The 18,392-nt window shown below is 65.1% G+C and carries 14 protein-coding genes; 5 read left to right on the forward strand and 9 right to left on the reverse strand.

What is annotated here, in order from left to right; translation table 11 throughout:
- Positions 1 to 38: 38 nt before the first annotated feature.
- The 6 genes from ACUXVH_RS26660 to ACUXVH_RS26685 form a co-directional block, all read right to left on the reverse strand.
- Positions 39 to 1,124 carry a PrnB family protein gene (locus tag ACUXVH_RS26660; protein ID WP_065364321.1) on the reverse strand — a complete coding sequence of 362 codons (1,086 nt, stop codon included), beginning with the start codon at positions 1,122 to 1,124 and terminating at the stop codon, positions 39 to 41.
- Complete coding sequence (locus tag ACUXVH_RS26665) at positions 1,124 to 2,737, reverse strand: tryptophan halogenase family protein (protein ID WP_065364320.1); 1,614 nt, start codon at positions 2,735 to 2,737, stop codon at positions 1,124 to 1,126. The genes ACUXVH_RS26660 and ACUXVH_RS26665 overlap by 1 nt, the downstream gene beginning before the upstream one ends.
- A 523-nt stretch (positions 2,738 to 3,260) precedes the next feature.
- Positions 3,261 to 5,006: a ubiquinone-dependent pyruvate dehydrogenase gene (poxB, locus tag ACUXVH_RS26670; RefSeq protein WP_072450010.1), complete on the reverse strand. Its 1,746-nt coding sequence runs from the start codon at positions 5,004 to 5,006 to the stop codon at positions 3,261 to 3,263.
- Positions 5,007 to 5,124: 118 nt separating this feature from the next.
- Positions 5,125 to 6,189: an NAD(P)/FAD-dependent oxidoreductase gene (locus ACUXVH_RS26675; protein WP_255313409.1), complete on the reverse strand. Its 1,065-nt coding sequence runs from the start codon at positions 6,187 to 6,189 to the stop codon at positions 5,125 to 5,127.
- A 152-nt stretch (positions 6,190 to 6,341) separates the two neighbouring features.
- Entirely contained in the window at positions 6,342 to 7,883 is a 1,542-nt protein-coding gene (locus ACUXVH_RS26680; RefSeq protein WP_065364317.1) for an MFS transporter, read from the reverse strand.
- Positions 7,880 to 8,377 carry a GlcG/HbpS family heme-binding protein gene (locus ACUXVH_RS26685; protein WP_019094372.1) on the reverse strand — a complete coding sequence of 166 codons (498 nt, stop codon included), beginning with the start codon at positions 8,375 to 8,377 and terminating at the stop codon, positions 7,880 to 7,882. Before ACUXVH_RS26685 ends, ACUXVH_RS26680 begins: the two co-directional genes overlap by 4 nt.
- A gap of 104 nt (positions 8,378 to 8,481) precedes the next feature.
- Here ACUXVH_RS26685 and ACUXVH_RS26690 point away from each other — a divergent pair, with 104 nt between their 5' ends.
- The 3 genes from ACUXVH_RS26690 (at position 8,482) to ACUXVH_RS26700 (ending at position 11,735) form a co-directional block, all read left to right on the forward strand.
- Positions 8,482 to 9,363, forward strand: a complete 882-nt coding sequence (locus ACUXVH_RS26690; protein ID WP_011061876.1) for a LysR family transcriptional regulator — start codon at positions 8,482 to 8,484, stop codon at positions 9,361 to 9,363.
- 75 nt (positions 9,364 to 9,438) lie between these two features.
- The gene (locus ACUXVH_RS26695; protein ID WP_011061875.1) at positions 9,439 to 9,816 is read left to right on the forward strand and encodes a VOC family protein; all 378 of its coding nucleotides are present in this window, start codon (positions 9,439 to 9,441) and stop codon (positions 9,814 to 9,816) included.
- Between the two features lie 356 nt (positions 9,817 to 10,172).
- The gene (locus ACUXVH_RS26700) at positions 10,173 to 11,735 is read left to right on the forward strand and encodes a TerC family protein (protein ID WP_011061874.1); all 1,563 of its coding nucleotides are present in this window, start codon (positions 10,173 to 10,175) and stop codon (positions 11,733 to 11,735) included.
- 31 nt (positions 11,736 to 11,766) lie between these two features.
- Here ACUXVH_RS26700 and ACUXVH_RS26705 read toward each other — a convergent pair whose 3' ends face one another.
- From ACUXVH_RS26705 to ACUXVH_RS26715, 3 genes are all read right to left on the reverse strand, one after another.
- Positions 11,767 to 12,867: a GGDEF domain-containing protein gene (locus ACUXVH_RS26705; RefSeq protein ID WP_065364316.1), complete on the reverse strand. Its 1,101-nt coding sequence runs from the start codon at positions 12,865 to 12,867 to the stop codon at positions 11,767 to 11,769.
- A gap of 240 nt (positions 12,868 to 13,107) precedes the next feature.
- Positions 13,108 to 14,259, reverse strand: coding sequence for a non-hydrolyzing UDP-N-acetylglucosamine 2-epimerase (gene wecB / locus ACUXVH_RS26710; protein ID WP_065364314.1), 1,152 nt, complete (start codon positions 14,257 to 14,259; stop codon positions 13,108 to 13,110).
- Between the two features lie 569 nt (positions 14,260 to 14,828).
- Entirely contained in the window at positions 14,829 to 15,806 is a 978-nt protein-coding gene (locus ACUXVH_RS26715; protein ID WP_065364313.1) for a LysR substrate-binding domain-containing protein, read from the reverse strand.
- A 136-nt stretch (positions 15,807 to 15,942) separates the two neighbouring features.
- Here ACUXVH_RS26715 and ACUXVH_RS26720 point away from each other — a divergent pair, with 136 nt between their 5' ends.
- Positions 15,943 to 17,244 carry an NAD(P)/FAD-dependent oxidoreductase gene (locus ACUXVH_RS26720; RefSeq protein ID WP_015636032.1) on the forward strand — a complete coding sequence of 434 codons (1,302 nt, stop codon included), beginning with the start codon at positions 15,943 to 15,945 and terminating at the stop codon, positions 17,242 to 17,244.
- Between the two features lie 51 nt (positions 17,245 to 17,295).
- The gene (locus tag ACUXVH_RS26725; protein WP_065364312.1) at positions 17,296 to 18,384 is read left to right on the forward strand and encodes a polyamine ABC transporter substrate-binding protein; all 1,089 of its coding nucleotides are present in this window, start codon (positions 17,296 to 17,298) and stop codon (positions 18,382 to 18,384) included.
- The last annotated feature ends 8 nt before the right edge of the window (positions 18,385 to 18,392 follow it).

Below are 18,392 nucleotides of genomic sequence, written 5' to 3' on the forward strand. Positions count from 1 at the left end.
GCAAACTCTCCTTGTGAGGTAACACTGGGTCGCGCGCATCAGGATTCATCGAGCGCGGCACGGATGCGGGACCGCGCGGCACAGGTGAGCGTGAGTAGATCGCCGAGCATGCTGGGCGCGTAGCCCCCGCTGCCGGTTGTGGGGCCGCTGCGCCCGGCTTCGTATGCCCGCTCCGCCAATTTGAGGTGAGGGGCCCGGAAGCGCAGCAGGACCTTGAAGACCCGCTCGAGGGCCGTCAGCCCAGCCCGGACGTGCTCGCCCTGCGTACCCACCGCTCGCGCCTCGTCGAGCGCACGGTCGATGAGCGCCGGCTTTGTGGAGAACCGAGCGTAGACCGCCCTGTACGCGGGAAGCACGTAGGGCAGGTATGTCTCTTTGAATTCTCGATAAGCTGGGTCGTCCGATTGCGAGCCCCACAGGACGTGCTCCAGCACGAAGAGGGGCATTTCTACGGCACCGGGGCCGAGGTAGCTCTGGCCCCCGACTCGAATCGGTTCGTAGAAGGGGCGCAGCTCATCGTAGAAGACCTGGGGCGAGATGAAGCGATACGCGTAGACGATCGATTCGACCATTTTCTGCAGGTAGGCTTCCAGCTCATCGCACCCTTGCGCGAATGCGGGCGAGCGCAGGGATACATCGGACAGCTCGACGGTCAACGCGATGGCCGCCTCGAGGGCCGCCATCGAGATGCGCACGCTCTCGAGCAGGTGCGCTTCGTCGGGCAGCCCGGTGTAGCTCCGCTGCGCATCGGCCGCCGCCGGGTTCCAGACCGTCACATGCAGGAGTGTCTCGCGCGGCGGCAAGTCGGTCACCCGTGCCAGGTCGAGCAGCACCCGTTCAAGCCCGGGCACCAGGTCCACGGGCTCATGTCCGTGCCGCTTGAGCGACCCCAGGAAGAAACCGATGTCCCGCATCGCGGCGGCGGCTTCGACGAAGCCCCAGCTGGAGGGCACGCCGCTCACCGGGAGGAAATCGCGCAGCAGGCCGACGATGCCGGGCACGTCCTTGTCACGGTTCAGGGCCGGCAGCTGCAGAACCAGCGCGCGCGCCTGTAGCGGATCGCAGGCCGCCACGGCAGCGTGTGTGGCCGCGAATGCGGATACCCGGTTCAAGGTGCGTTCCACTACTGGCGTTCCTGAGCCGCGAGCGTCGGCCCGTGCTGGTTGCGCGACAGCTGCGCGCCGTCACGCAGTGACCGCAGGTAGTCGTAGTTCGTCGGCAGGCTCGTGCGCAGGCGCTCGGCTTCGCGCCGGATGCTGGCGAACATCGCTTCGGCCTTCTGGATCGACTCCGGTCGGTGCTGCAGGAGCGGCAGCGACCGGTCGGGCAGCATGCCCAGGCCGGCAAAGATGCAGTAGTAGTTGCCGTTCAACCAGAAGTTCTTGAATTCGTAGTCGAAGGTCTCGTAGTACGTGGAATCGTCGAACGAGGTGGTGGTCAGCGGCAGCCCGGCCTTGTAGCGCTCAACCTTCTCCTGGATGGCGTCCGAGAGCCGCAGTTCGTGCCGGTTCGCGAGCCAGAACGGCGTGTCTTCGCGCGACGTAGTGAAATAGTGCGCCTGGACGAAGTCCCGGCAGTCGTCGAACATGTAGACGATCTCGGCGTTGAATGCGTCGCGCAACCGCGGGTCGAACGAGGTGTCGGGGAAGTGCTTCACGAGTTGGTAAAGCGCCGCGTAGATGAAGTAGATTCCCGTCGATTCCAGGGGCTCCAGAAAGCACGACGACAGCCCGATCGAGACGCAGTTGTTGACCCACGCCCGCTTGTTGCGCCCGACCCGGAACTTGATCTGGTTGAGCTGCTGATTGTCCGAGAGGCCCCAGAGTTTGAGGAAGTCGGCGGTGGCCTGGTCGCGCGAGGTGAACTTGCTCGAGAAGACGTAGCCGCTGCCGAACCGGCCCAGCATCGGAATCTTCCAGGTCCATCCCGAGTTCATGGCAATCGCGGAGGTGTAAGGCTCGACCCCCTCGCGCGCGTCGTCGTTGGGCACGGCGCTGGCGACCGCGCTGTCGCACAGCAGGTAGTCGGACATGTCGATGAAGGGTTCCTTCAGGGCCTGATTGATCAGGAGCCCCCGCATGCCGGAGCAATCGATGAACAGGTCCGCCTCCAGCGTCCGCCCTTCCTTGGTTAACAGGGTGGAGATGTAGCCGCGGTCGTTCAGTTGAACCTCCACGACCTCGTCGACCACGCGATTCACCCCGCGCTCGACGGCCCAGCGCTTCAAGAAGTCGGCCACCAGGTGCGCGTCGAAGTGCCACGCGTGGGACATCTGGCGGGTGCCGTCGGCCAGGCAAGGTGCCAGCTTGCCGTCGAGGGCCCCGGGCTGCGGGTAGCACGCGTACGCCATCGGTTGCTGGAAGCCCTGTTCGTGCTTGCGCAGCCAGTAGTGGGTAAGTGGCACGCCGTCGCAGTTCGGCACGCTGCCGAACAAATGGTAGAAGTAATCTTCGCGCGATGGGTCGGGAGATTTTCTCCAGTTCACGAACTTGATCGCGGCCTTGAAGGCGCCGTTCACTTGGGGCATCCACTCCCGCTCCGGTATCCCGAGGAAGTCGAAGAACACCTTCTGCAAACTCGGGATGGTCGCCTCGCCCACGCCGATCCGGGGGATCGCCGCAGACTCGATGAGCGTGATGTTTACCTGCTGTTGGAGCGCCCGGACGAGGTACGAAGCGGCCATCCAGCCCGCGGTGCCGCCGCCCACGATGACGATATTCTTGATTGGCTTGTTCATAACACTCCCTGTTTCGAGGCGGGCTGTCTGTGAGGAGGGGAAGGCCGCCAGTCTCTGTGCATCCGTGCAAGAGGCACATCAATGTGCTTGTCGGATTTAGACTCTAGCCTGCCGGAAAAGCGATGCACCTTCCGTTTCCGAATTAGCATTCAAAAAAGCAAAGGCATTTGGTCTAAAGGAAAATATTGCGTAGGTTTTTTGCGCCTGATCAGTCGGCCGCTGAGGGGGGCTGAAGTTTGGGCATGCCTTCATCCGCCGCCGATCTTGAAAGAGGCGAGCCGCTCAAAAATGATCTGATCACTGAAGGAACGCGACGGTTTTCTTGTCCCGCTTGTGCTTACGGCCAATCCGTTGGCGTGCAGTCGAAACGTCTTGTCTTAATGGATAAGAGGCGAGGCCTGCGGAGGTGGTGGTTTTCCCAACGCCACCCTCGATGGATGCCACTGCCACCCTTTTCATGGACACAGGCCTCTAATGTGGGTGCATTAGAGGCTGCGATGGCATGCCCGGGGGTAGAGCCTTTCTAGGTGATCTTGAACCAACTGTCCTTGAGCCAATTGGTCCTGGCCAGTTCGATCACCTCGTCGCCACGCCCGCTCATCACCGCCTTGAGCATGTACAGGCTGAAGCCCTTGGCCTGTTCCAGCTTGATGGCCGGCGGCATGGCCAGTTCCTGGGTGGCGGTGACCACGTCCACCAGCACCGGGCCGTCATGGGCCAGGGCGGTGCGCAGGGCGCCTTCCAGTTCTTCGGAGTTTTCCACCCGCAGGCCGAGAATGCCCATGGCGTTGGCCATGGCGGCAAAGTCCGGGTTGTGCAGGTCGGTGCCGGTGTCCAGGTAGCCGGCGGATTTCATTTCCATGGCGACAAAACCCAGGGAGGCGTTGTCGTAGACCACGATCTTCACCGGCAGCTTGAGCTGGGCCAGGGAGATGAAGTCGCCCATCAGCATGCTGAAGCCGCCATCGCCGGACAGTGAGATCACCTGGCGCTGGGGGAAGGCGGCCTGGGCGCCCATGGCCTGGGGCATGGCGTTGGCCATGGAGCCGTGGTTGAAAGAGCCCAGCAGGCGCCGCTGGCCGTTCATTTTCAGGTAGCGCGCGGCCCACACCGTGGGGGTGCCGACGTCGGCAGTGAAGATGGCGTCTTGGTCTGCCAGTTCGCTGAGCAGCCGGGTCAGGTACTGCGGGTGGATCGGCCGGCCAGCGGGCGAGGGCTGGGCCAGGTCGTCCAGGCCCTGGCGCGCCTTGGCGTAGTGCTTGAGGGATTCTTCGAGAAAGCGGCGGTCGCCCTTATAGGGCAGGCGCGGCAGCAGTGCGGCGAGGGTTTCGCCGACGTCGGCGGCGATCCCCAGGTCCAGCGGCACTCGCCGGCCCAGGGCCTGGGGGTTGCGGTCGATCTGTATGACGCAGGCGTCGCTGGGGTAGAACTGGCGATAGGGAAAGTCGGTGCCGAGCATCACCAGGGTGTCGCAGTTGAGCATGGCGTGGTAGCCGGAGCTGAAGCCGATCAGGCCGGTCATGCCGACGTCGAAGGGGTTGTCCCATTCCACATGCTCTTTGCCGCGCAAGGCATGCACCACCGGTGCGCCGAGGGCGTCGGCCAGGGCCACCACCTGATCGTGGGCGCCGGCGCAGCCGCTGCCGCAGAGCAGGGTCACGGCCTTGCTCTGGCTCAGCAGTTCCACCAGTTTGTCCAGGTCGTGGGGGGCGGGCAGGGTGCGCGGTGCGTGCAGGGCCGGCCATGGCTTGCTGGCGGCGGGTACCTGCTGCAGGGCCACGTCGCCGGGGATCACCACCACCGCCACGCCGCGGTTGAGGATCGCGCTGCGCATGGCCCGGTGCAGCACCTCGGGCATCTGCGCCGGGTTGCTCACCAGTTCGACGAAGTGGCTGCACTCCTTGAACAGCTCCTGAGGGTGGGTTTCCTGAAAATAGTCGAGGCCGATCTCCGAGGAGGGGATCTGTGCGGCGATGGCCAGTACCGGCACATGGTTGCGGTGACAGTCGAACAGGCCATTGATCAGGTGCAGGTTGCCCGGCCCGCAGCTGCCGGCGCACACCGCCAGTTGCCCGGTGGTGGCGGCTTCGGCGCCGGCGGCAAAGGCGGCCACCTCTTCGTGGCGCACATGCATCCACTCGATGGTCTGCATGCTGTGCAGAGCGTCGGTGAGGCCGTTGAGGCTGTCGCCGGTCAGCCCCCAGATACGCTTGACCCCGGCCTGTTCAAGGGTGGTTGCCAGTTGCTGGGCGATGGTGATGTTCGCCATGAAGAGCTCCTGCGGTCCGCTTAAGAAGTCGTGCAATCAAAAGAGGACAACAGGCGAGTGCGGATGATTCCGTGAAATCTTGCAGGCCCTGCCGCGGTGTGGCGACAGGGGCTGGTGTTCAGGCGAAGCGTGCCGGTCGGCAGGCGGCCAGTTCGGCGCAGGTTTGCCCGTGCAGCAGTTCCTGGCTGATCAGGCGCGCCACCGTGGGGGCCAGGGTCACTCCGGCGTGCATCACCGCCAGGTACAGGCCCTGGTAGCGGGTGCTGGGGCCGATGATCGGCAGTTGGTCCCCGGGCATCGGCCGCAGGCCGACTTCCACGCTGCGCAAGGTGATGGCCTGGGCGCCACGGAACAGCTGGCGGATGCTGGCCAGGGCCTGTTGCGCGATGGCCTCGGGCCCCAGTGGACCCTGGGCATCGATATAGTCCTCGGCCAGCAGCAGGCTGCCGTCCGCCGCTTCGCGGATTTCCAGCTGGCTGTTGGAGACCAGGGTCTTGACCAGGCCCGGTGGCGCATTGACGCGGATCAGGATCGACGGCGAGGCCTGCACCGGCAATTGGATACCCAGGGGCGCGAGCAGGGCCGGGGTGGCGCAGCCGCTGGCGAGCAGCACCTGGTCGGCACGGTGGAGCCCTGCGGCGGTGTTTACCCCGAGTACCCGCCGGCCTTCGACCCGCAAGCCAAGTACCCGGGTCTGGTCGAACACCCGGGCGCCGTGGGTGCAGGCCGCATCGAGCAGGGTGCGGGTGGCGGCCACCGGGTCCAGGCTGCCTTCGCCGGATGCATAGCGGGCACGCTCCGGCAGCACTTGCAGGTGGGGTTCCAGTTGGGCAACCCCGGCCCGGTCCAGCCACCGGGTCGAGGCCTCGGCGGTTGGCTCGTCGGTATCTGGCGCTTGCTGGTCGGCCGCGCCGTAGGTCAGCGCGCCGGACCAACGGATCTGCAAGGCCGGCAGTTCGTGCTGCAGGCGGCGGTAGTCTGCCAGCGCCTGGGCCCGCAGGGCGCGGGCGGCTGCCGGGAACTCGCCGTGGGGGTTGATCCAGGCAAAGGAGTGGCGGGTGACGCCCGAGCCCGGGCTGTCCTGTTCCAGCACGGTCACCTGCGCGCCCTGGCGGGCCAGGTGGTAGGCAATGGCGGCGCCGACAATCCCGGCGCCCACCACGATCACGCTTGAAGGCTTCACGCTCACCTCGTTATCCATTCAATGGGGCGTTGCGAAGGGCGCACCTTAACCGTGGCGGATTGCCCCAGCAATTGAACGAGTGTTGTGAAATTGCAAGCGGGCGGGCCAGGACCGCTGCCGCAGGCGCGGCAGCGGTTTGTGCAGTGCCTGGGCTATTGCAGCTTCAGCGTCAGCCCCGACGCTTGGGGCAGTGGATTGCGCATCAGCCGGCCCACCACCAGGGCGCCGAGCAGGGCGAGCATCCCGGCTACCGTCAGCACCAGGCCGAAACCACCGACAAAGGCCTGCCGGGCCAGGGGCTCGAGCAGGGCCTGGGCATCGGTCGGTAACCCGGCCATCGCGCCCTGCATGTCCCCGGCCACCACCCGTGAGGCAATCTCCGGTGCCTGCTCCAGCCAGTGCCCGGGCACGGCGTGCAGGCTGCCCTGCAAGAGCTGCTGGGTATGGCTGGCCAGCAGCGCACCGAACACCCCTATGGCCAGCATGATGGCGCTAAAGCGCATGGTGGTGCTCATGCCCGAGGCCATGCCGGTGCGCTCCCGGGGCACGCAGGCCATGATGTTTTTCTGCGTGTCGCCATTGAGCAAGCCGGCCCCGGCGCCGGTCACGGCGATTGCCAGGGCGAAGTTCAGGTAGCCCCCGGCGTGTACCGCCCAGGCGCTGAGCAGGTTGCCGCAGCCCACCAGGGTCAGCCCTGCGGCCATCAGCGTGGCCGGCGCATAGCGCCCGGCCAGGCGTGCGCCGATCCGCGGGCAGATGAGCATGGTCAGGGCGAAGGGCAGCATGCCCAGGCCCGAGGCGATGGCCGAGAAGCCCAGGCCGTTCTGCAGGTAGAAGGGCAGCAGCGTCATCATCACCTGGGCACAGCCGGCGTAGGCGAACATGCCCAGCAGGGCGCCGATGAAGCGCGGGTGGCGGAACAGTTGCAGGTCCACCATGGGCCGGCTTTGCAGCCGCTCGATCAGCACGAACAACCCCAGCAGCGCCACGCCTGCCAGCAGGCGGGTGGTGGTGGCCGGGTGGCTCCAGCCGATGCGGTTGGCCTCGATCAGGCCCCAGATCAGGCACAGCAGGCTGGCGCTGAAGGCCAGGCTGCCCCAGGGGTCGAGGCGCGCCGCCTGGGTATCCCGGGATTCCGGCACGTTGCGCAGCACACTCCACAGCAGCAGCGCACCCACCGGCAGGTTGAAGTAGAAGATCCAGCGCCAGCCGAAGTACTCGGTGATCAGCCCGCCGACCGTGGGCGCGGCAGTCATGGCCATGCCCATGCAGGCACCCCAGAAGGCCCAGGCCTTGGCCCGTTCCACTTCGTCGTGGAAGGTATGGCCGATGGAGGCCAAGGCCGAGGTCAGCAGCAGCGCCGCGCCCACCCCCTTGAGCGCCCGGGCGATGTCCAGCAGCAGGGCGTTGGGCGCCGCGCCGCAGCCCAGGGAGGCGAGGATGAACAGGCCCAGGCCGCAGAGCAGGGTGCGCTTGCGGCCGAAGCGGTCGGCCAGGCTGCCGGCGGGCAGCAGCAGGGCGGCGAAGGCCAGCATGTAGGCGCTGACCACCCACTCGATATCGGCGAAGTTGGCCCCCAGGTCACGGGCGATGCTCGGCAGCGCCACGGCGACGATGTTGGTGTCCAGAACGATCAGCGAACAGACCCCGGAGGCGGTGAGCAGGGTCAGGCGCGGGTTGACGGAGCGGTTCATTGCGTGGCCTGCCGACTGAGGGTGGCGAGGGCGGCCAGGGCGATTTCATCGTCGTGGGCCGGGGTGTCGGCACTGACCCCGATGGCGCCGATCACCTGGCCGTCGACGATGATCGGCTGGGCGCCTTTCATCATCACCAGGCCGGCGCTGAGGGCCGCGGGGCGGCCGCCATTGACGGCGTTTTCCAGATCCCCGGAGGGCCGCTTGAACAGCGCCGAGGTGCGTGCCTTGCCCTGGGCCAGCTCGACTCCGGCCACCACCGGGGCGCCGTCCATGCGCGCGCCGAGTATCGGCCAGCCGCCGTCGTCGACGATTGCCACGGCGCAGGGCCAGCCCTTGGCCTGGGCGGTTTGCTGGGCGGCCCTGAGCAGGCGCTGGGCGTTGTCCAGGGTAAGTATTGCCTTGTGGGCAATGACGGGGCGGCTGTCCTCGGCGGCCGCGGTCTGCAGCACGCAGCAGGTGATCATTGCCAGAAACAGGGGTTTGACGCGCATGGCAGAAGCTCTCTACTGTGAAGGTTCGCTCAGCTTATCCCGGCCTTTCGCGGTCTTTGTTAGCTGCTGGCGATCAGTTCATTACCTTTGAGCTAATGCCCATCATGGAAATTCGTCACTTTCGCTACTTCCTGGCGGTGGCCCGGCAGCGCAATTTCACCCGCGCCGCCGAGCAATTGGGGATTGCCCCGCCCACCCTGAGCCGGCAGATCCAGGACATGGAGAACACCCTTGGCACCCGGCTGTTCCTGCGCCAGCAACGCGAGGTCAGCCTGACCGAGGCCGGCGCCACCCTGCTGCTGGAAGCCGAGGCCACGGTGCGCCAGTTCGAGTTTGCCCAGCGCAATGCCCAGCGTGCCGGGCGCGGCGAGATCGGCCATATCGAACTGGGCTATGTGGCCTCGGCGGTGTATTGCGGGCTGTTGCAGAAACAGGTGCAGGGCTTTGGCCGCGACTGCCCGGACGTCAGCCTCAACGTGCGGGAGTGCCCGATGGCGACGCTGCCGGCGCGGATTGCCGATGGTCGCCTGGACGTGGGCTACATTCGCTCGCCCATGACATTGCCGGAAGGGGTCGAGGCCATTCGCCTGGACGCCGAGGGCTTTGTCCTGGCGCTGTCCGATGAATCCTGGCTGTGCCGCCTGCCGCAGATCGCCTCCGAACACCTGCTCAATGAAACCTTCATTCTTCCGGAGCAGATCAGCGGCACCTTGCAGGTGGCGGCCCAGGGTGCCTACGCCCCCAAGCTGGGCCCCCAGCCCGGCGGCCTGGTGGCGGTACTGGCCCTGGTGTCCCTGGGGCAGGGCGTGGCAGTGGTGCCGGAGTCGGTGGTGGGCCACATCAGCCTGCCCCATGTGCTGTACCGGCCGATTGGCGGCAGCTCGGCGACGTCCTGGCTGTCGCTGATCCACCGGCGTTTCGAGCAGGCACCGGCGGTGGTGCGCTACATCGAGCAGGTACGGCGCGAGTACCGCGGCAAAGCCTGATGGGGCATGTTCAAGCGATGGCCCGGGTCGCATAATCCCCGGGCCATTCCTTTCGCTTCAGGAGCTGCGTCTTCGATGATCGACCACCTTGACCACCTGGTACTGACCACCATCGACCCGATTGCCGCCGAGGATTTCTACGTCCGCGTGCTGGGCATGCAACTGGAAACCTTTGCCGGCGGGCGCAAGGCCTTCAAGTACGGCAACCAGAAGATCAACCTGCATGTGCGCGGCCAGGAGTTCGAACCCAAGGCCCACCTGCCGGTGCCGGGGGCGCTGGATTTGTGCTTCATCGCCAGCGTGCCCCTGGAACAGGTGATTGCCCATCTGCAACAGGCCAACTGGCCGATCATCGAAGGGCCGGTGCCGCGCACCGGCGCCACCGGCCCGATCCGTTCGGTGTACCTGCGGGACCCGGACCTGAACCTGATCGAGATTTCCGAGCAGTTGTAGCGGTGCCGGCCTGCGTCAGAGACGCGGGCCGGATAAAATCTTGTAATGATTTCCCGCTGGGGAATCGCCTTGCCCTCCCTGTAATCTCCAAGTCCGTTTTTTCCTTCAGGACTTGCATGAACACGCTCTCGGAGCCCCCCAGTCGGCGCTCTTTCCTCGCTTTGCCCCATGACTTCTCGCGCCATCCGGCGGTTCTGAGCCCCAGACGCTCAGGCAGCCATTCTCCCGGTTGCACTTGCCTGGCACTTGCCACTTCCTGCCTTTATCCGCCCGTACCCGAGGTTTTGCAGCCCCTGCACCTTGGCGCTGCGTCGCGCCTGGCCGTTTGAATTTTCCGGAGCACTTGAGTCGTCGTTATGGAATGGATCGCAGACCCCACGGCCTGGCTTGGCCTTTTGACCCTGATCGTCCTGGAGCTGGTGCTGGGCATCGACAACCTGGTGTTTATCGCCATCCTCGCGGACAAGCTGCCGCCCGAGCAGCGCGACCGTGCGCGGATCATCGGCCTGTCCCTGGCGTTGTTGATGCGCCTGGGCCTGCTGGCCAGCATCTCGTGGATGGTGACCCTGACCCAGCCGCTGTTCGAGGTCTTCGAGCACAGCTTCTCGGGGCGTGACCTGATCATGCTGTTCGGTGGTGTGTTCCTGCTGTTCAAGGCCACCATGGAGTTGCATGAACGCCTGGAGGGCCATGTCAGCCAGCGCGCCGGCAGTACCACTTACGCCTTGTTCTGGCCGATCGTGGCGCAGATCGTGGTGCTCGATGCGGTGTTCTCCCTGGACGCGGTGATCACCGCGGTGGGCATGGTCGAGCACCTGTCGGTGATGATGATCGCGGTGGTGGTGTCCATCGGCGTGATGATCGTCGCCAGCAAGCCGCTGACTCGTTTCGTCAACGCGCACCCGACGGTGATCATGCTGTGCCTGGGCTTCTTGATGATGATCGGCTTCAGCCTGACCGCCGAAGGCTTGGGTTTCCATATTCCCAAGGGCTACCTGTATGCGGCCATCGGCTTCTCGATCCTGATCGAGGTGTTCAACCAGATCGCCCGGGCCCGGCGCAAGAAATCCATGCAGGGCCTGCGGCCGATGCGCGAGCGCACGGCCTATGCGGTGATGCGCCTGCTGGGTGGGCGCAGGCTGGCGGCGGAAGAAGTGGGCGAGGAAATTGCCGACTTGCTGGAAACTGATGAGGCCCCCAGCAGCGAGCTGTTCGACCGCCGTGAGCGGGTGATGATCAGTGGTGTGCTGCAACTGGCGGAGCGGCCGATCCGCAGCCTGATGACGGTGCGTGCCGAGGTCGACTGCATCGACCTTACGGACAGCCCGGAGAGTATTCGTACCAAGCTGATGCATTCTTCGTACTCGCGCCTGCCGCTGATTCGCGATGGCGCGGTGGATGAGCCTTTGGGCTTCGTGCACAAAAAGGAACTGCTCAAGGAGTACCTGGCGGGCAGCGAGCCGAACCTTGAGCATCTGGCGCGCAAGACCATCAACCTGCTGGACAGCTTTTCGATCCTCAACGCCCTGGAACAGATGCGCCAGGCGTCCACTCACATTGCCTTTGTGATCAACGAATTCGGTGACTTCATGGGCATCCTGACCATGACCGACATTCTCGAATCCATTGCCGGCGAGCTGCCGGATGCCAGCGAGATCGAAGGCCCGGATGTGATCGAAGAAGAGGGCGGGTTCCTGGTCAATGGTGCGCTGAACCTGCCTCAGGTACGCCAGCGGACCGGCTTCGGCGCTGAACCCACCGAGGACTACCAGACCCTGGCCGGTCTGGTGATGAGCCTGCTGGACCGCCTGCCGGTCAAGGGCGATAGGGTGGAGTGGGCGGGCTGGAGCCTGCAGGTCAGGGCAGTGGAAGAGCGCCGGGTAACCCAGGTGCTGCTGTCGCGCAGGAGCGTGGACTGACACTGGGGCCTCTTCGCTGGCAAGCCAGCTCCTACGCGGGTGGTGCGGGCCTGGCGGCTGGATGGAAGGTGTAGCGATCCTTGCCGCCGTGCTTGGATTCGTACAGCGCCTGGTCGGCCTTGATCAGGGCCTGGTTCAGGGTTTCGCCAGGCTCGACCCGGGCCAGGCCCATGCTGATGGTCACTGGGTGCCGGGTCGGCTGGTCGCGCACCACCTGGCACAGCCGCGCGGCCAGCGCCTCCACATCCGCGCGGGGCACGTCGGCCAGGTAGATGGCGAACTCCTCGCCGCCCAGGCGGGCATAGTCGAAATCCCTCATCACTCCCTTGATATCGGCGGCGATGCGCTTGAGCACTTCGTCGCCGATGTCATGCCCGTGCACATCGTTGACCTTCTTGAAGTTGTCGATGTCGACCATCGCCAGGTAATGGTCGTGCTCCCGGGGCAGAGCCTGCAGGCGCTGGCCGGCGCGGGCCATGAACGAGCGGCGGTTGGGGATCTCGGTGAGGGTGTCGAGGTAGGCCTGGTCCAGCAGCAACTTGGACATGATGTAGTTGTGCAGCCGGGCCCGGCGCAGGGTGATGAAGCTGTAGAGGGTCAATGCGCTGAGAAACAGCGCGTAAACCAGCACCAGCAGCCCCTTGAGTTCCTGCAGGGTGGTGCTGGTGCGCCAGAACGGATTGAGCACCAGCCAGGTGATGAAGATGGCGCTGACGAACGACCAGCGTCGCAGAGGCATCACCGAGGCGCCGTAGAGCATGCTCGACGCCCCGAGAATCAGCCAGACCGGGCGCTGGTCGATGGGCAGCCCCTCGATCACCAGGCGCACGCCGATGGTGATGGTCAGCACGAACAGCAGGTTGACCCACTGGAAGTGCCGGTCCTGGCGGGTGAAGCCGAGGATGATGGTGGTGAAGGACAGAATGCTCAGAAAGACCATCGAATAGGCGGTGAAGCCCTGCTGCCCGGGAAAGCTGACGATCAGGTCGAAGATCAGCCAGATCAGGATGCTGGCGGTGTAGATCAGGACGCAGAAGCTGCGCAGGCGTTCGAAATCATGTTGCGCGAATTCAAGCTTCAAGGCCGCCGGAGCGGCCTGTTTGAGCACTTGTTCTTCAAGGGTTCTGAACATCGCGGGCCTTGGATGTGAGCTGATGATCCAGCAGCGGCTTGCCCCAGGGGCGATAGCGCAGGGAGAACACCGCGCCGGGGTTGGAGGGGGCGCGACGATCCGCTGCTTGAAAGTGTAGGTCGTCCAGTTCAATCGGCAGGTACCTGCCAGTGACCGGTAGCTTCCAGTTCTCGCACAAGGTGTGGAGCCATATGGCCAACTGGACGTTTTGCGACTGCGGGCTGCGGGGGCTGCCCGGGCTCATGCCGGAGTACGGGGGGCTTGGGCCTCCAGCCAGGTGCACAGGCGGCGGGCGATGTGTTCGCTGGCGCGGCCGTCACCGTAGGGGCTGTACACGCGGCTCATGCGGGCATGCAGCTGTGCATCGTCCAGCAGTTCGCTGGCGTGGTGCACGATGCGCTCGCGATCGGTGCCCACCAGCAGCACGGTGCCGCCTTCCAGCACCGACGGCCGCTCGGTGACCTCGCGCAGCACCAGCAAGGGCTTGCCGATGGCCGGGGCCTCTTCCTGGACGCCGCCGGAGTCGCTGAGGATGAAGTGCGAACGTCCCATCAGCCAGACAAAATGCTGATAGTCCTGGGGCGCTACCAGGTAGATGTTCGGCTTGTTCGAGAGCAGGCCGTACACCGCGTTCTGCACCTGGGGGTTGAGGTGTACCGGGTACACGAACTGCACGTCCGGGTAGCGCTCGGCCAGGGTTGCCAGGGCTTTGCAGATATCGCGGAAACCGTCACCGAAGTTCTCCCGGCGGTGGCCGGTGATCAGCACCATGCGCCGGCTGTCGTCGAGCACCGCCAGGGGCGAGTTGGCCGCGGGGCGCCAGTGGGTGTGCTTCTGCCGGTTGCGCATCCACAGTAGCGCGTCGATCACCGTGTTGCCGGTGACCTCGATGTTTTCAGCGGGCACGTTTTCCCGCAGCAGGTTGGTTGCGGACCTGGCGGTCGGGGTGAAGTGCAGGTCGGCGATGACCCCGGTCAGGCGCCGGTTGGCTTCTTCGGGCCAGGGTGCCTGGAGGTTGCCAGTGCGCAGGCCGGCCTCGACGTGGCCAATGGGCAACCGCCGGTTGAAGGCGGCGAGGGCGGCGATAAAACTGGTGGTGGTGTCGCCATGGACCAGCACGATGTCCGGTTGCAGGCGCTCGTAGCTGGTGTCCAGGTGGATCAGCAGTTGCTGCGACAAGCCGTTGAGGGTCTGGCCCTGGGTCATCACTTGCAGGTCCACATCGACCTCGAGCTCAAAGGCGTCGAGTACCTGTTTGAGCATTTCCCGGTGCTGGCCGGTGGAACAGATGTGCAGCTCGATACCTGGCCAGTGCCTTAGAACCCGAGCCAGTGGTGCCATCTTGATCGCCTCAGGACGTGTACCGAAAACCATCATGACCTTGAACGACATGGACCCTCCCTGGGATTGTGAAAACCGGACCTGGCGTTGAGATCAAAGCAGTGAGAATCACTCTTGTCCAACCAGGAGTGCAGGCGCTGATAGCGCTCAGGTTCGCGGTTTAGCGGGAAAAGGGGGCTTGCATTGATCCCGGAGGCAGCAGGTTTCTCGGCGGAAAGAAAACACTGGGCGCAATGCAAGATGATGTTGCGCAGTTCGGCTGCCCGTTAAGAAGAGTCAGGCTGATTTAAGCCATTAAATTGACGCCAATACCATTTGTCGGGAGGCTTTTAATCAGGCTTAGAGGCTCGTGTCAAAATGACGTCGCGCGCTGCTAGAATGCGCGCCATGACTCACCCCGAGAGTGAGTGTGTTGATGACTGCCTGGTTCGTGGAGTGATGCTGTGGGTCGTGCTTTAGCGGTGTATGTAGTGGGGATGGCCCTGGTGCTGGCGTGTTTTGCCTGGGCAATGGTGACGCTCTACAGCTGAGCGCCGGCGGCGCTCGAGCTTTCCCGGGCAGTGTTCATCGGCCCTTCAATGTTGTTTGCCCAGGCCCATGAGCAGCAGGGCCTGGTCCAGTCATTCAGCCAGGGATTTACTGCCACCCAGGGTGGGCAGGGCTGCTGCAATCGCCCCAGCCAGGCCTCGTGCCGCGGGCATATCCCGTTCGGCTGCCTGAGCCTGGAACCAGTTCAATACGGTTTCGCAGGCCGGATGCGCGGCGCCGCTGTCGCGTAGCCACAGGGCATAGACCCCGCCGGTCTTGAGCGCCTGGCCAAAGGGGATCAGCAGGCTGCCCCGGGCAATCGAGTCCTGGGCCAGGATCAGGTCCGTCATGGCCACCCCCAGCCCCCGGGCCGCGGCGTCCAGGGCCAGGTCGTCGAGGTTGAACAGCAGATGCTTGTAACTGTGAGGCGTCTGGTCGTCCTGGGCCTGCAGCCAGGCGGTCCATTCCTGGCGGCTGGTAGAACCGTGGATCAGCGCGTGCCCGGCCAGTTCCTCCAGGGAGCGCGGCGGCAATTGCCCGTCACTGAGCGTTGGGGCACACACCGGTACCAGGTATTCGTCGAACAGCGGGGTCAGCGGCCGCTCGTCCAGGCCTTCCGGCAGGTACAGCACATAGGCGTCGCAATCGCCGCCGGGGTCTACCGTGGCCCCGCCCACGGTCTCGATCGACAGGCACAGCCCGGGGTTGGCGGCGTAGAAACCGCTGAGCCGCGGCAGCAACCAGCGCACCGCCAGGGAGACAAAGATGCGGATGCGAAACGGCCGGTCCAGGGGCGCCGGGGCCAGGCGTTCCTGCAGGGAGCCGAGGGACCTCAGGACTTGGGTGGCCACCGTGCAGACATCGCGCCCCTGTTCGGTCAGCGAGACCCTTCGGCTGCTGCGCTCGAACAGGCTGACCCCATAGTGCTCCTCCAGTTGCTGGATCTGCCGGCTCACCGCGCTTTGGGTCAGGTGCAGGCGCGCCGCGGACTCGGTGAAGCTGTGGGTCTGGGCCACGCTGACCAGGGTCTGCAGGGCCTGCAACGAGGGCAGTCGAAGAGGGTTATCCATGCGTTTTCCGAATAGATAGATGAATTAATAACGTTCGAAATAAAGCCGTCATATCCATAGATTGTAGGCATGTGGCGCCGGGTTGAGTGTTCTGTTGAATGCTCCGGGCGCATGGATTGTGCAGGAGTGACAGGCTTTGAACAATGTATGTGGCTGGATCGCCCTGGCAGGGCAGACTTCCCAGCGGCCAACCCTCAAGGGCCTACAGAAAGCCGATTGGCTGATCATTGGCGGTGGCATCACCGGCCTCTCGGCGGCCCATGCCCTGGCGCGGATGTTGCCCCAGCAACGCATCGTCCTGCTGGATCGCCAGCGGGCGGCCCAGGGGGCTTCGGCGCGCAACTCGGGGTTTGTGGTCAGCCATGAATTGCCCGGCGCCGATGAGTTGCTGGGCCGGCCCGGCCACTCGGCCTATCAGCTTGCCTGCGGCATCGGCATCGCTGCCGGTGAAGAGGTGCGCCGGCGCATTGACGAGTTGGGCATCGAGTGCGAGTTCGACGCTGGCGGCTATCACTTCGCCGTGCACCAGGGGCAGCACTTGCAGGACAGCGGCGCCCGAGTCGCTACCCTGAATGCCGCGGGCGCCCAGGCCCAGTACCTGGAAGGCGCGGCCTTGCAGCAGCGCCTGGGCAGCGGCTTCTACCAGCGGGCCATCCACTGCGCCGGTGGCAACGCGCTGCTGCAGCCGGCCAAATACGTCAAGGGCCTGCTGGAGCGCCTGCCGGAGCGGGTGGAGGTGTTCGAGAACAGCCCGGTGCAGGACCTGCAGCCTCTGCCGGGCCGGGGCTGGCGGGCGGTGACCGGGGAGGGCGAGATCCAGGCGCCCCAGGTGCTGGCCTGTGTCGGTGCCTTTCTGCCCCGGCTCGGAGTCCGGCACAGCCGCACCTTCCCCCTGGAACTGAGCGCCAGCATCACCCGGCCCCTGCAGGAAGATCACTGGCAGCGGCTGCTGGATGAGCAGGGCTGGGGCGTGCTCTCCACCTTGCCCGGGGCGGCCACGGTGCGCCTGTTGCCCGGGCGCCGCCTGCTGATGCGCAACACCGTCGAGTATCGCCAGCGCGATCTCGGCCCGGCGCAGTTGGCGGTGCGCCGCCAGGAACACCTGCGGGGCCTGCAAAAGCGCTTTCCCGGCATTACCGATACCGACCTGCAATACACCTGGACCGGGCACCTGAGCGGCACCCGTTCCGGCGAGCCGTACTTCAGCCGGGTCGCCGAAGGCCTGCACGCGGTGGCCGGCTGCAACGGCTCGGGGGTGGCGCGGGGCACCCTGTGGGGCAGGCTGCTGGTGGAAATGGCCGCCGGCTGCGACTCCTCGCTGCTGCGGGACGTGCTGTCCCAGGCCCGGCCCGGCTACCTGCCACCCCGACCGTTTTTCGACATTGGAGCAAGCTTGCGCATGGGCTGGGAAGTGCAGCGCGCGCGACACGAACGTTAACCGTCGCGGCGAATGAAACGCCGCAATAATAAGAGCACAGAGGGCGGCAACATGATCAATCGCACCACTACGGCACTTTTATCCCTGGCCTTGTGCGCCGCAAGCGTCCAGGCGGCCGAGACCGTGAGCATCGCCAACTGGAGCGGCTATATCGCTCCGGACACCCTGGCCCAGTTCACCCAGCGCACCGGGATCCAGACTACCTACGACGTGATCGACAGCAACGAGACCACCGAGGCCAAGCTGATGACCGGCGGCAGCGGCTATGACCTGGCCAGCCCGTCCAACCACTTTCTGCCGCGGCTGATCCAGGCCGGGGCGATCCAGCCGCTGGATCGCAGCAAGCTGCCCAACTGGAACAACCTCGATCCCAAGCTGATGAAGCTGCTGGAAACCAGCGACCCGGGCAATAGGTACGGCATTCCCTATATGTGGGTGACCGTGGGCATCGGCTACAACGTCGACAAGATCAAGGCGATCTTCGGCGACACCGATGTCACCCAGTCCTGGCAGCTGCTGTTCAAGCCGGAGAACATCCAGAAGCTCAAGCAGTGCGGCGTGGCCTTTCTCGACAACCCGACGCAGATGGTGCCCATCACCCTCAATGCCCTGGGCCTGGACCCCCACAGCGAACAGCCGGCGGACCTGAAAAAGGCCGAAGCGGCGCTGCAGGCGATCCGCCCCTCGATCCTCTACTTCCACCAGGCCAAGTACGTCAGCGACCTGGCCAACGGCAACATCTGCGTGGCCGTGGGTTTCAGCGGCGACGTGCTGCAAGCCATGGCCACCGCGCAGCAGGCAAAAAACGGCGTGAACCTCGGCTACAGCATTCCCAGGGAAGGCTCCACCGTGGCCATGGACATGGTGGTGATTCCCAGGAACGCCCCGCACCTGGACAACGCCTATGCCTACCTGAACTACCTGCTGGACCCCAAGGTGATCGCCAACATCAGCAACTTCGTGCAGTACGCCAACGGCAATGCGGCGTCCTTGCCCTACATCGAACCGCAGTTGCGCAGCAACCCGGCGGCCTACCCGCCGCAGTCGGTGCTCGATACGCTGTTCCCGATCAAGACCATGACTCCGGCCGGCATGCGCCTGAGCACTCGCCTGTGGACCCGGGTCGTCAGCGGCACATGAGGAGCACG

It is taken from the genome of Pseudomonas sp. 8(2025) (assembly GCF_052665325.1).

Coding starts and splice junctions, on each gene's coding strand:
- ACUXVH_RS26680 (WP_065364317.1), bottom strand. CDS start 7,883: ATGAACCGCTCCGTCAACCCGCGCCTGACCCTGCTCACCGCCTCCGGG.
- ACUXVH_RS26705 (WP_065364316.1), bottom strand. CDS start 12,867: ATGTTCAGAACCCTTGAAGAACAAGTGCTCAAACAGGCCGCTCCGGCG.
- wecB (WP_065364314.1), bottom strand. CDS start 14,259: ATGTCGTTCAAGGTCATGATGGTTTTCGGTACACGTCCTGAGGCGATC.
- ACUXVH_RS26700 (WP_011061874.1), top strand. CDS start 10,173: ATGGAATGGATCGCAGACCCCACGGCCTGGCTTGGCCTTTTGACCCTG.
- ACUXVH_RS26685 (WP_019094372.1), bottom strand. CDS start 8,377: ATGCGCGTCAAACCCCTGTTTCTGGCAATGATCACCTGCTGCGTGCTG.
- poxB (WP_072450010.1), bottom strand. CDS start 5,006: ATGGCGAACATCACCATCGCCCAGCAACTGGCAACCACCCTTGAACAG.
- ACUXVH_RS26725 (WP_065364312.1), top strand. CDS start 17,296: ATGATCAATCGCACCACTACGGCACTTTTATCCCTGGCCTTGTGCGCC.
- ACUXVH_RS26690 (WP_011061876.1), top strand. CDS start 8,482: ATGGAAATTCGTCACTTTCGCTACTTCCTGGCGGTGGCCCGGCAGCGC.
- ACUXVH_RS26665 (WP_065364320.1), bottom strand. CDS start 2,737: ATGAACAAGCCAATCAAGAATATCGTCATCGTGGGCGGCGGCACCGCG.
- ACUXVH_RS26715 (WP_065364313.1), bottom strand. CDS start 15,806: ATGGATAACCCTCTTCGACTGCCCTCGTTGCAGGCCCTGCAGACCCTG.
- ACUXVH_RS26695 (WP_011061875.1), top strand. CDS start 9,439: ATGATCGACCACCTTGACCACCTGGTACTGACCACCATCGACCCGATT.